Genomic DNA, 13,621 nt, shown 5'->3' on the forward strand with positions numbered 1-13,621 from the left:
TTGTGTCTATCTTGCGGTAATGTCTTAATCAATCATGCTGTACCAAAGAGTTACGATGGATTTGTAAACCTTCATCTTCACACAGCTTACTCATTGCTTGATGGCATGAGTAAGCCCGAAGATGTAATTAAAAAGGTTGCAAGTCTCAATCAAACTGCTGTGGCTGTCACAGAGCATGGGAATGTTTTCTCTGCTGTGAAAGTCCATAAGCTTGCAAAGAAAGCGAATATCAAACACATCTATGGGGCAGAGTTCTACGTCACTGAGGACAGGTTCGTCCAAGATAAAACAAAGAAATACTATCACTTAACTGTTCTGGCTAAGAACGAACAGGGAAGACGAAACATCAATAAGCTTGCATCTCTTGGTTATCTTGAAGGATTCTACTTCAAGCCACGTATTGACCATGAATTGTTAAAGAAGTATGGCGAAGGATTGATTGTCCTCTCTGGTTGCATGGCAAGTGAAGTTCAGCAAGCACTTGCAGGAGGAAAAATCGGAGATGGTGACATTGAGATTACTGACGCTAATAGAGAAAATGCCAAGGCAATTATCAGAGCCTATCGTGAGATTTTTGGTCGTGATTATTATTTGGAGGTACAAGCCCATCGCGACTACAGGCAACAACAACTTAATAGGGCGATTGTTGATCTGTCTGTGGAATTGGGTATCGAATATGTAGCAACGACTGATTCTCATTTCGTAGAGGAAGATGACCTTGAACTGCATGGGATTTTCATTCAGATCGGTACGAACCGCGAAGCAGGGGAGACTTATCAGGACACTCATATCATGGATGCTGGTGAGGTAACGAAGAAGCTTCTTGGTTCCATGACATATGATGAAGCTGAACTAGCTGTACGTACATCTCTGATTATTGCAGATAAATGTAATGTTGATCTTCCGTTATCAGAGCCAATCATCCCTCACGTTGATATTCCAGATGGGTTCGACGATGAGATTGCATACTTGAAGGAATTGATTAATAAGGGATGGAAGCGTAGAGAAATTAGGAAGAAGAAAGATGTTCAGAAATACAAGGAGCGCCTTAACTACGAGTTTAATTCCATCACTAAGATGGGGTTCGAGGGATACTTCTTGCTTGTAGAGTCATATGTAAACTCTGTAAAACGTCGAGGTATTGCGCGTGGTTCTTCTGGTGGAAGCTTGATTGCTTACTTGTTAGGCATCACTGAGATTGACCCGATTCCATATGGCTTGTACTTCGAGCGATTCATCGACGTTGGCGCACTTGATCTGTTGGAGAATGGAACAATCACTCGTAAAGAGCTAAAGATTCCCGATGTCGATAGCGACTTTGGAACGACCGATAGAGACAAGGTTGTCGATGGTATCGTTAAGAAGTATGGCGAGGATAAGTTCGCGGCTATCGGACAATTCGGTTACATTTGGGACAAATCAGCAGTCAAAGACGTTGGTCGAGTGCTGAACATTCCTTTCTCTGTGACCAATCAGATGACTCAACAAATGGGCGACCTCACAATTACATACATGCGCGAAGCAGGATTGTTCCAGCATTGGTTTGAGGAATATCCAAAACTGTTCGAGTATGCAGAGAAGATTGCAGGATTGCCGAAAAGCTTTGGTGTTCATCCATGTGGAAAGATCATTTCCATCAAAGAGATTGACTACTACACAGCCATTGCATCGAACGATGGAACGATCGTTTTCCAAGGAGATATGGACGACACTGATGATCTTGGCTTGGTGAAGGTTGACTTGCTTGGTCTGAAATCCATTGACGTTATCTACGACACATTAGAGATGATTGGCAAGGATTACGACTACATCAATCCCGATAAGCTTGACTTCACTGACATAAATATTCTTCGACTCTTTCGAGAAGGAAGAACAGATGGAGTATTCCAGTTCGAATCAATCGGTATGAAGGAGACGCTTCGACAGGTTCATCCTGATGGCATTGAGGACTTGGGAGTGTGTAATGCGCTATTTCGTCCTGCATCCATGAAACATATCGAGCATTACGCTAAACGTAAGAAAGGCTTGGAGAAATACTCGTATTTGCATCCAGACCTTGAAGCAGTTCTCAAAGCAACAAAAGGTATTATGACGTTCCAAGAGCAATTGATCGAGATTGGCTGGATTGGCAAGATGAAAAATCCTGACAAAATCCGCAAAGCAACAGGCAAGAAGTCGATGCAATTAATGACCGAATGTAAGACAGAATTGTTTAAAGGATTGGGACGTAGGGGATGGACACAGGAACAGCTTGAAACACTGTGGGAAACGATGATCGACTTTGCTTCTTATTCCTTTAATAAATCACACGCAATGGCTTATGCAATTATCGCATGGCAAATGGCAAAACTTAAACATTATCACCCTGTCGAGTTCATGACTGCACTACTGAACAGCAAAATCGGAAAAATCGAAGAGTTGTCTCACTATCTTAGTGAGTGCAAACGCATGGGTATCCAAGTGAATGTTCCAGATATCAACGGAAGCCAAGGAAAGTTCTCAGTGAAAAATAGCGAGATTGTATTCGGACTTCTAGCGATTCGTGGTATTGGTGAGCCAACTGTTGAGTTGATCGATAGACTTCGGGAAGCACATGTTAAACCATTTACATCTTTCTCTCAGTTTTTAGACTTTAACACTATGTTGTACGAAGAGAGCAAAAAAGTGAGTGAGATTGTACAGCAAGACATTACAATCGACATGCTTCCATCTGATGCGATAATCAACCTCATCAAGTCTGGTGCATTTGGAACAAACAAGAATGAGTGTTTGACTGAATTTGCTAATGCGACATACATTCCATTGAAGTGGATTCCGAAAAAGCCTATCCCAAGCAAATCTGATTTTGCGAAGGCTGGATATCCGATTTCTGACGAGCAATTCGCAGACAAAATGGTACGTAGAGATGTGTTCAACGAGTACAAGTATCAGGACTACTTGAAGAAGGATACAGATCGTAGACAGAAGCACATCGACAACTTCTTCGAGAAATACGTTGGTGACATTGAGTTCTATGAGTTCGATACGATGGGTGCATACCTCACAATCAGTCCTTTCGACAAGTATATCAAGTCAATCAAAGACTTTTACACTTACGAGGATGGTACAGATAAGGTTTTGGTTGTTGGTACTATCATCGGCAAGGAAGTAAAGAAATCATCCAGAGGTGGGCAATACGCAAAGATTCAAGTGCTGACTCCACATGGAGTTGTACAAGCAAAAGCCTATTCTAATGCATATAGCGAGTACAAACACATGCTGGACAAAGGTTCTACTGTCGTCATGCTAACGAAGCGAAATAAAGATGAAGCAATCATTTCTAAGATGAAGACATTCCACGATTGGAAAACTCTCATCGACAGAAAGATGGCTAAGAAAATACAAGATAAAAATAAGGGAGTGTTGTAAGTGGAAAAGCAGACTTTTACACAATCAGAGATGAATATTATTACCGCAATTTTGCTAGATAATATGATGGAAGAATTGAACATTCCAAGTCCATTAACGGAACAGATGGTTGCTGAAAATTTGTCTATTCTTTTCGGCGCTTACTCTAAGCAAGAAATGAATGAATTTCTTATCAATACCATGAATGAATTGATTGAGAAGATCAAATTGGAGCAGTCAAATGAGCAAGCTGTACAGGATTAAATCAAACGAAAAGCTATTCAATGAGTGGATGAGGGTTTCTGCAAGCCCTCATTCCAAGCTTGGCATTGATACATGGGCAATCGTACAGAATGACGTTGAGATGACAGGCAACGAATTAAACGAGTGGTACAAACATGCAGGGAAGATGATCAAGGAAACTGAAAATCACTTCGCACAAGTCATTGAAGAGATGAAGAAGCTTCGCACTCGAACAGTAAATTACATCAAGCTTGAAAATGATTAGGAGTGGTTTTGTTGTCTAGGTTATGGAACTTCATTGCACATGCACTTTTACTTACATTCATCTATTGTGTCACATTTGTAGGCACACTCACACTATTATTCCATTTTGGAGGTCTGTTCAAATGAGAGAGTATTTCGTTGTCATCGTAAATGTTTCATGTGGGAATCGTCAATTGGACGTACAGCATGAAGGCTATCATCACTATCCTAGTACGGAAGAGATTCACAAAGCCATGAAATATTATGAAAACTACCAAGGCTTAACCGAAGTAGTAAAAGCTAATTATGCTAGAGTCGAAAAAAGATATACATTGGAGGAGATATAGAATGGGAGAACATATCGAGCAAGGGAGTATTGTTGCAGTGGTTGACACAGGGGAGACTTACACACAATTCACAGAATTGTTCAATCACGCAGTGAGTAAAAGTGGAGTCAAAGGTATTACACATGCATATAACAAAGTGCCTGAAAAACATGAGGCATTCATTGTTCTTGCTGTAGTAAGACATTTTGATTCAAATGCTCCAATTGCCTTGATTCAAAACGACAATCAGAAAGCTTACCTGATTGGAACCGCTGGACTCAAATTGAATTAGGTTTTACCTCCTAGTATTTTCTTGGCTTCTTACACTCCTACATAGCCAAATGAAAACTAGGAGTGGTTATAAATGGAACTGAAACTTGAATTGCCTGTACCAACATCAATCAATAAGCTTTACATTAATGAATATCAATGGGATGCGCGATTAAAACAGCGCGTACCATCTGGTCGAAGAATCCTTTCTAAAGATGGTCGCAATGTAAAGGCTCAAATTCAAGGTAGAGCAAGGGTACAGCTTAACGAACAGCCTGATTGGGATTATGAATGGACGAAGGAAAACTTCGTTTATCAAGACACAACGATCTACTTTGCTCGTCGGGGAAGTGACGACAACAATATCTACAAATTACTTAACGATTCGCTTGAAGGGATCACTTACGACAACGACTCTAGGGTGCTTGTGCGTACTCAGCGTATCGTATATGACTCAAAGAATCCTCGTATCGAGGTTACAATCAAGCCTGTTGCCTTCATTGGAATCTTTGAGAATCAAGATGTGCTTGAACGATTCCAAAACATTTGTGAAGGGTGTTCTAAGTATCGAAAGGGTAGCTGTTCAATATTGAAGGACTCCATAGCAGGAACAGTTCGCGAAGAAATCGGAAGCATCTACAGCCCAATCTGTGCGGCGTTTAAGGAAAAGAAATAAGGATTAGGACTACCGTCACTGGTAGTCCTTTATTACTATGTTTTGGTTTGACAAGCAATTAAACCAAAGGTATAATCTAGTTACTATAGTAACTATGATAACTATATATAATCTTTCGAGAATAGAGGTGAACCTGTCAATGATGGCAAAAACCGTGAAGAAAGATATTAAAACATTTCCTCTAAGATTAGAATATAATTTTTCAAAGGAAATAGATGCACTGGTCTTCTACACCGATTCGCCTTCTAAACATCAATACATTCTTGACGCTATTAACGAAAAGATGTCAAGAGACAGGAATAGCCAGAAGATGAGAGAAAGACAAGCTTAAAGGAGGTATGGAAGAGTCACATGAAGGAATCCGAAATTATGCGAATACTAGCAGAAGAGACAGAAGAAGACGAAAATTACGGTTCGCCTGTTCATCAAGACAAGGTGTTTATAATAATGTGGCAATCCTCCAAAAGCGGTGGAACTTACACCGAATTACGTAAGTCTCTGCGAGGTAAAAATCGCTTCTTGAAAGGTTTGAGTTTCCATGGTGTTGACCTAAGAGAAATTCAAGTCATTGAACAGCCAAAGATATGGGTTCCAGAACGTAAAACAAAAGTCAAGAAGAAGGGGAGTTATTAATGGCTCAATTCTACAATAAAGAAGAAGATGTTATAATTTTAAGTGTGGGACGAGAAGCAGAACAAGAAGGTACTCCGCTTAAAATTGCCTTCATGAAGATAGCAGATGAAATGAATCGCAAAGTGGATTCAGTTTATGGACGCTATAAGAGACTGTCAAAATCTTTAAAGAATGGTGACGTTAGCACCCTTTCTGATAGTGAAAAAGTAATTCTTAAACTTAAAGCTCTTAGTAGAGAGAAAGATAGAAATGCCGAAAAGGTTGATCTGTATAAGGATAAATTTGAAGCTCTGCAAAAAGAACACGACACTCTTAAACGTAAATACAGAAATCTTCAACTGGAACATCAGACACTTGTAGATACTGTGAACAAGGTTCTTGGCGATGACATTATTGTTGGAGATAACGAACTCGAAGTTGGGTAGACTACTTGTATGCAACAGGTTGCTAAACAAAGGGGATTAAGATGAACCAAGAAATAGAATTTGTAGACATAAGGGTTGGTAAGAAGTTTCCTCTTTTCTCAGAAAGTCTTGAAAAGATGAAAGGAATAGATGGAGCGTTTTTTGAAGCCATTGATTTCAACCAAGGATACTACTTTTGCATACATCTAACCAATATTGACTTTATGGACAAGCATACATTTCGTAATGAGAAGATTTCAGTGAGGGTTTTACAGGGTGATGGAGGTATGGTTTTGCCAATCATCAAATTCGGAAGGTCTATGATATTCGACATCAACTTCGACCCTACATTATATGGCGATCACAGAGCGTTCCAGCTTGTTGACACAAACAATATCCTTACTATCTTCCTAATAGAAAGTAACAACGGTGAACTTAAAGCGATTCGTCAATGTAATCTTCCTTTGAAGATGATTCAAATTTGTCGAGAAGCTTGGGGTAGAGCTGTGCTTGACGTTGGATTCTCCGATAAATTCAATGAGTGGATAAACCGTTTGAGCAGATACTCTCTTCAATCACTTTGGGATAGAGCGACTAAAGTGGGAGAGATGGGAGAGACTTTTGATTTACAGGAAATTAAGACACCAAACCAATACAAACCACAGGAAGATATCTTATGAAGAAAAAGAAAATACTTATTATAGCTTCTGCACTTTCGCTTCTCTTGATTTTTCCTGCTTGCGGTAAGGAAGAATCGTCTACTGGACAGACTCTTGATTCTAAAAGTGAAACGAGAAGTCTTCTTAGCAAAAAGGATGAGAGCAGTCAAGACCTGTTTGAATGGCTTGGATATGAGGAATTTGAAATCAAGCGCGAACTAAACAAAAGCGATAGAGCTACTGCTAAAATTACTAACCATTCCAGTTACGATCTTGAAGGTCATATTGCATTAGTTGTGTATGATGAAAATATGGCTATCCTCGACACACAGTATGTAGGTCTTCCTAAAGTTGGTCTTAAACCAAATGAGACATTTGTTGTTGATGAAATTATACATAAAGACAATTACAACACCGTTAAATTTGCTGATGTCAACATGCTTCGTCATAAATAATTTTAAATATTTTAAAATTATTTGATATTTGCTTAAAACTTTATAATGACTGTCCAATCATTGAGTAAAGAGGATGAATAAATATGAATAACAACCTGTATGTAATCCAAATACCAAGGTCAGAAGTTGAAAGCAAAGATATTGGAACTATCACGCACTACATATCTCAGTTAGAAAAAATAAAAGCTCCAAGTCAATGCGTAGAAATAACCTTCTCAGGATTTGACGATACGACAGAGGAAGTATTCGAAATCAAAGATATTCGAGACTGGACAACGATTGCTTTGAGAGAAGCACCAGAGATTCTGTACTATACGTCACTGCCAATTGGGACAACTACACGGTTATTATCTTGCGTTTATGATATTGAGACTGTTTCCTCAAAGCGGATGGATGCCTATGAAGCTGTTGAGTACGCCGCAATTCATGGTGACCTCCCACAGCAACCAGTTATCATAACTATCCCAGATGATGAACGTTCAAGATTGTATGGAGCTATTAAGAGTTACGGCATAAAGCGAAAAGATTCGTTCGGCGCAGGAGTGATCGTTAAATCGTTGAAGGAATTGTTTGGCGATTAAATCATTCTCAATTTACACACCCATAAATAACATGGTCAAATATAAAAGGAGTAACCACCAAACAGTAATTACTCCTTTTATTACTTATTTGTTTATTATCTTATCTAGTACAGCCGAAAATGAATTGTATTCTTCTAAATCGCCTCGCTCATTCTGTACACAGTAAATCACGCTTACATTATCAATGATCTCCAATCGTTTGCTTTCCTTTTCAATACTATTTTTCAGCTCGTTAATTTCTCTTTCAACTTTTGCAACCTCATCCTCAGACGATGAATAACAGGATACACCACCAATCAATCGTGCGCCACTTTCACGCAACATTATATTAACTTTTTTGCGATTTGCTTCGTCAAATAGCCCAAATACCGTGAAGCACCCCATGAAATTTAGTTTGGCATCTGGTACATCAAGAGTGAATTGTAGATTTTTGTATGATGACATATGTTTTACATTTGTATATGAGTTTCCATCATTATTCTCAACATATGAAGAAGAGGTCACATTGAAACCAAGCTCTTTAAAGAATCTCTCAAATTCGACAGCAGCTTCATTTCGTCGTTCCGAAACTTTCTTATCAATAACTGCATAACTCTTCTTTCTGATTCCCGATAGCTTTTCGGTCAGATCTTCTTTTTCCATCATCTTCTTCAACATTTTAAATGACCACCTTTGTCAATATATTGTATGTCTTATTAGTTTCACTACCTATATGTAGTTCCCTACTAAATCATAATATTCAGAACCGATGCTTGTCAAGATTTTTATCATAATAATTTCCTACATTAACAATTTTATTTTTTCTCATTTGAATACGGTAAATAAGTACTTCTTTGAATTTGCAAAAGTAGTATTTATATTAATTTATTTACATCGTATTATTCAACAACAATTTACATGCCCTTCACAACATGGTAAAATATAGGTGGTGAATGTTAGAAGGAGGGATGGTATTGGATGCAACAATCATTAAAACAATTGGAGAGCTAGTCCAAGACACAAGGCGCTCATTAAATATGACGATCACTCAATTATCAGAATTGTCAGGTGTCTCTAGAGGGATAATATCAAGAATCGAAAATGACGAAGTAAAGCGCCCTGAGTTTTCGTGTGTACATTCGTTAGCAACGGCATTGGAGATCCATTTTGAAACGTTGGTTAATTATTACGTCGAGATCGAGAAAAAGGCTGAGACATTGTTTAATATGCTCCAAACAACGATTGCAGAAGGCAGTAGTACTGAACTAATCAAGAAAGTAGCCACAAAATACCTCAACGCTCCGAATGAAGACAGCTTAGATTTAACCGAAAAGCTATATCACTATATCAACTCCTTAGAAGACACCTCCATTAAATTATCACTGTATAACCTCATCATTGACTATTCACGATCACATGGGATCATGCCCTATATTGCAAAAGGATTGTATCAACGATACCTAATTGAGCGGTACGACTTTTCCAAGTTAAAAGAAACCTATCAAAATGGGAAATACGTTCTCCAATATGTTGATTTCTTATCGTCCGAAGAGCGAGTATGTCTATATTACAAGTTAGCTATTCATGCATATACTCTAAATTATCACAATGAATGCATTGATTACTGTAAGAAAGTATTGAAAAACGGAGATAGTCATTTCAAAGCAGATGCACTTGGCGTCCTTATCGATGCGTATTTCAGCATTGGAGCATACACTGAATCAGAACTGTACCTACTGCAATATAAAGACTTTTCTTATCCGCATACAAAAGAAAATGTCGTTCTTATGGATGCGTTTTACATGGTTAGAAAGGGAGAAACGGCAAAAGCAGAGGAGCTACTGTTATCTTTTTTACAGACGTGCAGCAATGACTCAATTATTCCTGCATCTAAACAATTACTTCAATTGTACTTACAGCAGAATAATATTGAAGGAGCAAAAGCTATTCTGGAAAATGAAAGGGCAACAGCATCTCTCGTAGACAAAAGAAATGCATTAGTTTGTGCTACATATGCTGATTATCTTTGGATCAAGGCAGAGTATTATAAGACTGTGGGCGACGTAGACAAAAGTATTGAACACATGGTAGAATGTGCCTTATGGTACTCCAAAATAGATGATGCGTCAAAGGAAAAAGAAGCTTTGAATACCGCAATGCATCTCCATTTTATGAATAACGTTTCACCTCAGTCTACACTTGATAAATTAAGGGATTACTATCAGCGAAGCTCTAAATTGGAGGGATTGTCATGAAAAACAAATTTAGTAAATTGGTTTTTAACACCCTTCTGGTTGCGGTTCTTGTTTCCGAAGCAGTAGTCCAGTTTACTGGTGGCTCTGGAAGTGTTCATCCGTTTTAGGCAGTGAAGAGAGTAGCACCCAATATGGTGTTACTCTTTTTCATTTTTCGACAATGTGTTGAAGTGTAATATTTTCACATATCTTACTAGAACGTGCATTATACTCAGAAAGAAGAGATAGTGTACGCGAGGTGAGTGATTATAGACTCTTTAGAGAATAGAATTATTGAACTAAGGAAGAAACTTAAAGAAATTGTTCAGATTAAAGGTGGCTTTATAGACGAAGAAGTAGTTGAAATTAGCCGACAACTGGATGAATTAATACTAGAAATGCAGAAGAAACGATCAAGAAGTTAACACTTGTTACTAACAATATCCGAACGAACGTCTTCCTGGCACAGCTCTAATCTCTCTTTAATTACGAACGTTAGGGTTGTGCCGGCACAGATAACATACGTGTATTTAAGTAATTCCGACTGGCCGAGGTTGGGATTGTTTTTGTTTATATTGATAGAAAACAGCCTATTAGTCGGGCTGTTCTCTACAGGATACCAAGACATATGATATAATATAAATACCATGCTATTTCTAAAGTTGAAAAAGGGGATTATACAAATGGCATTTAAAATTACTAACAAAGAAGAATTTGATGCATTAAAAAATAAGCCAGATGTCAAAAAAGTAGAATATGGCGCACAGTTTGATACACTGCTAAGTGAAGGTGAATTAATCTTCTTTGAAATGTCAGATGGTTATGGATCGTTTAGAATTAAAAAAGGTTTTGGGCTTAGTAAGCCAAAGGGTGAAATTTATATGCTAAAATTTGAGGAAAAAATTCCTCAAATATATGAGAACAAAGATATCAAAAAACTTAAAGGTATCTTCGATAACTTTTTCAAAAAAGAAGTAGATATGTTCTACATAGAAGGATTAAGATAAATCATCAACAATACGTACAGCCTTATCATGATTTGGTGAGGCTGTACGCGGTGAATACCATTATATATGTATTTTTTACATATAGACTATTTCATCAAAGTCGTGTTTTGTACTAATGTCTTTGACCTTGACTATCTTTGACTTTAAGTCTCCTATCATGCGTTAATCGACACAAAGTTGCGCTTTTTAATAAAAAAACCCTTATTCTGAATAAGGGAAATAAATTTGGATTTTCCATCCTTATGTCAGCCAACTATACTAAAATCATGTTATGAGGTCAAGATGAAGAACTGGACTACGCCAAAAACAATTAAGAAGATGACAAGAATTAAAAGAACTGCAACGGTTCTAAGAATAAATTTCAAAATTTTCTTAGTGTCCTGATCCATAAATACCACCTCCTACATTAAATATATTAAATAACGGACAACATTATGAGTTGTCCGTTATTTATTTTACATTAATGACCAATAATTAACAACAACTAGCTAATTTGTACCCCAAAACATGTCGTGTTCGATTTCTTTTGTTAAAATGTCTCCGACTCCTCCAACTTCAATCCTTACAGTCAGGTCACCTTTGATTTGAGCACTTCCACCAGTTTTCTTGCTGTTGATTTGAACTGTCGATTTATTACTGCTGTGTTTGTATGTGTTCATTGGATGAAACCCATACAATCCACTGTCCGTGGTTGGAGTGCCGATTACTTTATCGTTTTTATCATACTTAGCGATGACAAAGGCTTTCATCCACCAGACTCCCCAGTCGTAAAATTTCGACTCATCTGTCTTTGTGTATTCCCCATCTGCCAGAATCTCGATTGTTGTTGTATTTTGTACTTGCATGGAAGTGTTATGTGTGGAAAACTCGCTGAAATAGTTAAGTAGGGCGGCGTATTCATCAACCGAATTGATTTTAATAGAGTTTGTGCCTACGTCTGAAAGCAATTGTGGCTCCCCGCCTCTTGTAAATCCTGTTGCTTGCTCAACTTCTGCATACGTGCTAAACTTCCCTGCATATTTCGCAAAATACTCTGTCGGAACAATATCACGTACTGTTACTGGTGACTGTGTTACGACTCTCTGATCAGGTGATTCAACTGGCTTTGGGCTTGCGGATACTGCCGACATGAACAAGCTGCAACTAAGAAGTAAAGTCAAAGATGCAATAGATACTTTTTTCATCTTCTAATTCCTCCTATAATTTGATACATTTAGGAAATACCCTAAATGTTGATCTTAATTTACCATATGCCAAAATACCTGTCTGTCGAAAATTGATGCTATAAAAAATATTTTTTAGAACTATGTAGTCAAATTGTCGTTTTATGTAATTCTTTTTAGTTCTTTATTATATCTAAAAAATAAAAAGATGCCTTATCGGGGCATCCAAATTTTTTATAACATCTATCTATTCTTTAAGTTTAAGCAAGGTTTGATTATGCATGACGCATGCTTCCTCTTCTGAACTCCAACGTCCAACCATTTCAGTGGAGCCGTCAGGAGGGAAGATTACAGTCTCAAAAACCTGTTTAGAATTATTTATGCTATTATCTATCCCCGTCCAAATTGTTGAGACAAGAGTTTTATCCTCTAAAGTAGTCTGTTCTACGACACGATAATTATCATCTTCGAGTAGATTTGCCCATTTCTCAAATTCCAAAGGATTTCCTTGGCGATCAAAGTGTAGATGCATGTGATATTACCTCTCTTGTACGTGTTTTTCTTAATTATACCACACGACAAAAAAATAAGCACCTTCTCAATAAGAAGGTGCTTATAGTCGTTGTGTTATTTTCGTCCGAAAATGTCTTCTACAATACCAATAGTGAATCCTACAATTTCAGCAATAGTTTTAGAATCTACCTTGTTTTTTATGTTGTCAGGAAGCTTGTTATACAGACCGTAAACAATCTCTCCTTCCTTGTTCCGAAGCGTCTCAATCAAGGAACTGATCACAACGTCATAAACCTTGTTCGGTTGTTTAAAATAAAGAATAACGATTAGAGCGACAACCAGTAAAGCGATTACGTATTCCATGGTATCATCTCCTTATTTCATTTGTACGAGGATTTTCTGCAACAATTGAACATAGTCACGCAAATCAGATTTGCTCATCGTATGAGCAATAGAGAACGCTACAGACTCATCGACGCTTTCTAGCTTGATAGTATTAGTATCAGGGTCAACGACGATGAGGTTGCGTCTATCTGCGTCAATAGGAATCTGAACCTCTTTGATTACTTCCGAAAAGTCGGAATAACGAACTACTACTTCCATTGACGTTCACCTACCTTATTAGATTTTCTGCAATAGCAAGAATAGCTTAGACACAAGACCTTTTTCTGTAAGCCATTCATCACCTTTGTCTTCGAGAATGCCAACCTTCTCGCCTTTTTCAATTGCTTCAAGGTTTGTAGTGGCGATGCCAAACATAATCGGCTTCGATTTTTCCTCAACAACTACTTTAGGTTCCACCTCAATAGAACCTTTACGTCTGTTCTGTACTTTCTCTGCCATTATAA

General features: G+C 37.8%; 21 protein-coding genes. 15 read left to right on the top strand and 6 right to left on the bottom strand.

The annotated features are described in order from the left end of the window. From dnaE to PAV_RS30690, 12 genes are all read left to right on the top strand, one after another. The gene (gene dnaE, locus PAV_RS30635; protein ID WP_005552387.1) at positions 1–3,408 is read left to right on the top strand and encodes a DNA polymerase III subunit alpha; all 3,408 of its coding nucleotides are present in this window, start codon (positions 1–3) and stop codon (positions 3,406–3,408) included. Then, positions 3,409–3,651, top strand: a complete 243-nt coding sequence (locus PAV_RS30640) for a hypothetical protein (protein ID WP_005552388.1) — start codon at positions 3,409–3,411, stop codon at positions 3,649–3,651. Then, entirely contained in the window at positions 3,629–3,895 is a 267-nt protein-coding gene (locus PAV_RS30645) for a hypothetical protein (RefSeq protein WP_005552389.1), read from the top strand. The genes PAV_RS30640 and PAV_RS30645 overlap by 23 nt, the downstream gene beginning before the upstream one ends. A 121-nt stretch (positions 3,896–4,016) precedes the next feature. Then, positions 4,017–4,220: a hypothetical protein gene (locus PAV_RS30650; protein ID WP_005552390.1), complete on the top strand. Its 204-nt coding sequence runs from the start codon at positions 4,017–4,019 to the stop codon at positions 4,218–4,220. A 1-nt stretch (position 4,221) separates the two neighbouring features. After that, positions 4,222–4,491, top strand: a complete 270-nt coding sequence (locus PAV_RS30655) for a hypothetical protein (protein ID WP_005552391.1) — start codon at positions 4,222–4,224, stop codon at positions 4,489–4,491. Between the two features lie 72 nt (positions 4,492–4,563). Further along, positions 4,564–5,145, top strand: a complete 582-nt coding sequence (locus PAV_RS30660) for a RusA family crossover junction endodeoxyribonuclease (RefSeq protein WP_005552392.1) — start codon at positions 4,564–4,566, stop codon at positions 5,143–5,145. A gap of 139 nt (positions 5,146–5,284) precedes the next feature. Then, positions 5,285–5,476 carry a hypothetical protein gene (locus PAV_RS30665; protein WP_005552393.1) on the top strand — a complete coding sequence of 64 codons (192 nt, stop codon included), beginning with the start codon at positions 5,285–5,287 and terminating at the stop codon, positions 5,474–5,476. A 20-nt stretch (positions 5,477–5,496) separates the two neighbouring features. Then, positions 5,497–5,778: a hypothetical protein gene (locus PAV_RS30670; protein ID WP_005552394.1), complete on the top strand. Its 282-nt coding sequence runs from the start codon at positions 5,497–5,499 to the stop codon at positions 5,776–5,778. Then, positions 5,778–6,203, top strand: coding sequence for a hypothetical protein (locus tag PAV_RS30675; RefSeq protein ID WP_005552396.1), 426 nt, complete (start codon positions 5,778–5,780; stop codon positions 6,201–6,203). Before PAV_RS30670 ends, PAV_RS30675 begins: the two co-directional genes overlap by 1 nt. A 41-nt stretch (positions 6,204–6,244) precedes the next feature. Continuing rightward, positions 6,245–6,862 (top strand): hypothetical protein, encoded by a 618-nt coding sequence (locus PAV_RS30680; RefSeq protein ID WP_005552398.1) that lies wholly within the window; start codon positions 6,245–6,247, stop codon positions 6,860–6,862. Further along, on the top strand, positions 6,859–7,296 hold the full coding sequence (locus PAV_RS30685) for a hypothetical protein (RefSeq protein ID WP_005552399.1): 438 nt from the start codon (positions 6,859–6,861) through the stop codon (positions 7,294–7,296). The genes PAV_RS30680 and PAV_RS30685 overlap by 4 nt, the downstream gene beginning before the upstream one ends. An 83-nt stretch (positions 7,297–7,379) precedes the next feature. Then, positions 7,380–7,877, top strand: coding sequence for a hypothetical protein (locus tag PAV_RS30690; RefSeq protein ID WP_005552400.1), 498 nt, complete (start codon positions 7,380–7,382; stop codon positions 7,875–7,877). Positions 7,878–7,961: 84 nt separating this feature from the next. On the opposite strand, the gene PAV_RS30695 is transcribed toward PAV_RS30690, so the two are convergent. Beyond that, on the bottom strand, positions 7,962–8,534 hold the full coding sequence (locus PAV_RS30695) for a hypothetical protein (protein ID WP_005552401.1): 573 nt from the start codon (positions 8,532–8,534) through the stop codon (positions 7,962–7,964). Positions 8,535–8,824: 290 nt separating this feature from the next. On the opposite strand from PAV_RS30695, the gene PAV_RS30700 reads away from it, so the two are divergent. The 3 genes from PAV_RS30700 (at position 8,825) to PAV_RS30705 (ending at position 11,097) form a co-directional block, all read left to right on the top strand. After that, the gene (locus PAV_RS30700; protein WP_040737413.1) at positions 8,825–10,111 is read left to right on the top strand and encodes a helix-turn-helix domain-containing protein; all 1,287 of its coding nucleotides are present in this window, start codon (positions 8,825–8,827) and stop codon (positions 10,109–10,111) included. Between the two features lie 242 nt (positions 10,112–10,353). After that, positions 10,354–10,515 carry an aspartyl-phosphate phosphatase Spo0E family protein gene (locus tag PAV_RS34075; protein WP_238555955.1) on the top strand — a complete coding sequence of 54 codons (162 nt, stop codon included), beginning with the start codon at positions 10,354–10,356 and terminating at the stop codon, positions 10,513–10,515. Positions 10,516–10,773: 258 nt separating this feature from the next. Continuing rightward, positions 10,774–11,097: a hypothetical protein gene (locus tag PAV_RS30705; RefSeq protein ID WP_005552404.1), complete on the top strand. Its 324-nt coding sequence runs from the start codon at positions 10,774–10,776 to the stop codon at positions 11,095–11,097. A 488-nt stretch (positions 11,098–11,585) separates the two neighbouring features. On the opposite strand, the gene PAV_RS30710 is transcribed toward PAV_RS30705, so the two are convergent. The 5 genes from PAV_RS30710 to PAV_RS30730 all read right to left on the bottom strand — a co-directional run bounded on the left by PAV_RS30710 (position 11,586) and on the right by PAV_RS30730 (position 13,616). Then, positions 11,586–12,281 (bottom strand): hypothetical protein, encoded by a 696-nt coding sequence (locus PAV_RS30710; protein WP_005552406.1) that lies wholly within the window; start codon positions 12,279–12,281, stop codon positions 11,586–11,588. 226 nt (positions 12,282–12,507) lie between these two features. Continuing rightward, entirely contained in the window at positions 12,508–12,792 is a 285-nt protein-coding gene (locus PAV_RS30715; protein ID WP_005552407.1) for a hypothetical protein, read from the bottom strand. A 95-nt stretch (positions 12,793–12,887) separates the two neighbouring features. Beyond that, positions 12,888–13,136, bottom strand: a complete 249-nt coding sequence (locus PAV_RS30720; protein ID WP_005552408.1) for a hypothetical protein — start codon at positions 13,134–13,136, stop codon at positions 12,888–12,890. 12 nt (positions 13,137–13,148) lie between these two features. Then, positions 13,149–13,376 carry a hypothetical protein gene (locus PAV_RS30725; RefSeq protein ID WP_005552409.1) on the bottom strand — a complete coding sequence of 76 codons (228 nt, stop codon included), beginning with the start codon at positions 13,374–13,376 and terminating at the stop codon, positions 13,149–13,151. Positions 13,377–13,394: 18 nt separating this feature from the next. Next, positions 13,395–13,616, bottom strand: a complete 222-nt coding sequence (locus PAV_RS30730; protein ID WP_005552410.1) for a hypothetical protein — start codon at positions 13,614–13,616, stop codon at positions 13,395–13,397. Positions 13,617–13,621: the final 5 nt, after the last annotated feature.

It is taken from the genome of Paenibacillus alvei DSM 29, assembly GCF_000293805.1.
GTDB lineage: Bacteria > Bacillota > Bacilli > Paenibacillales > Paenibacillaceae > Paenibacillus_B > Paenibacillus_B alvei.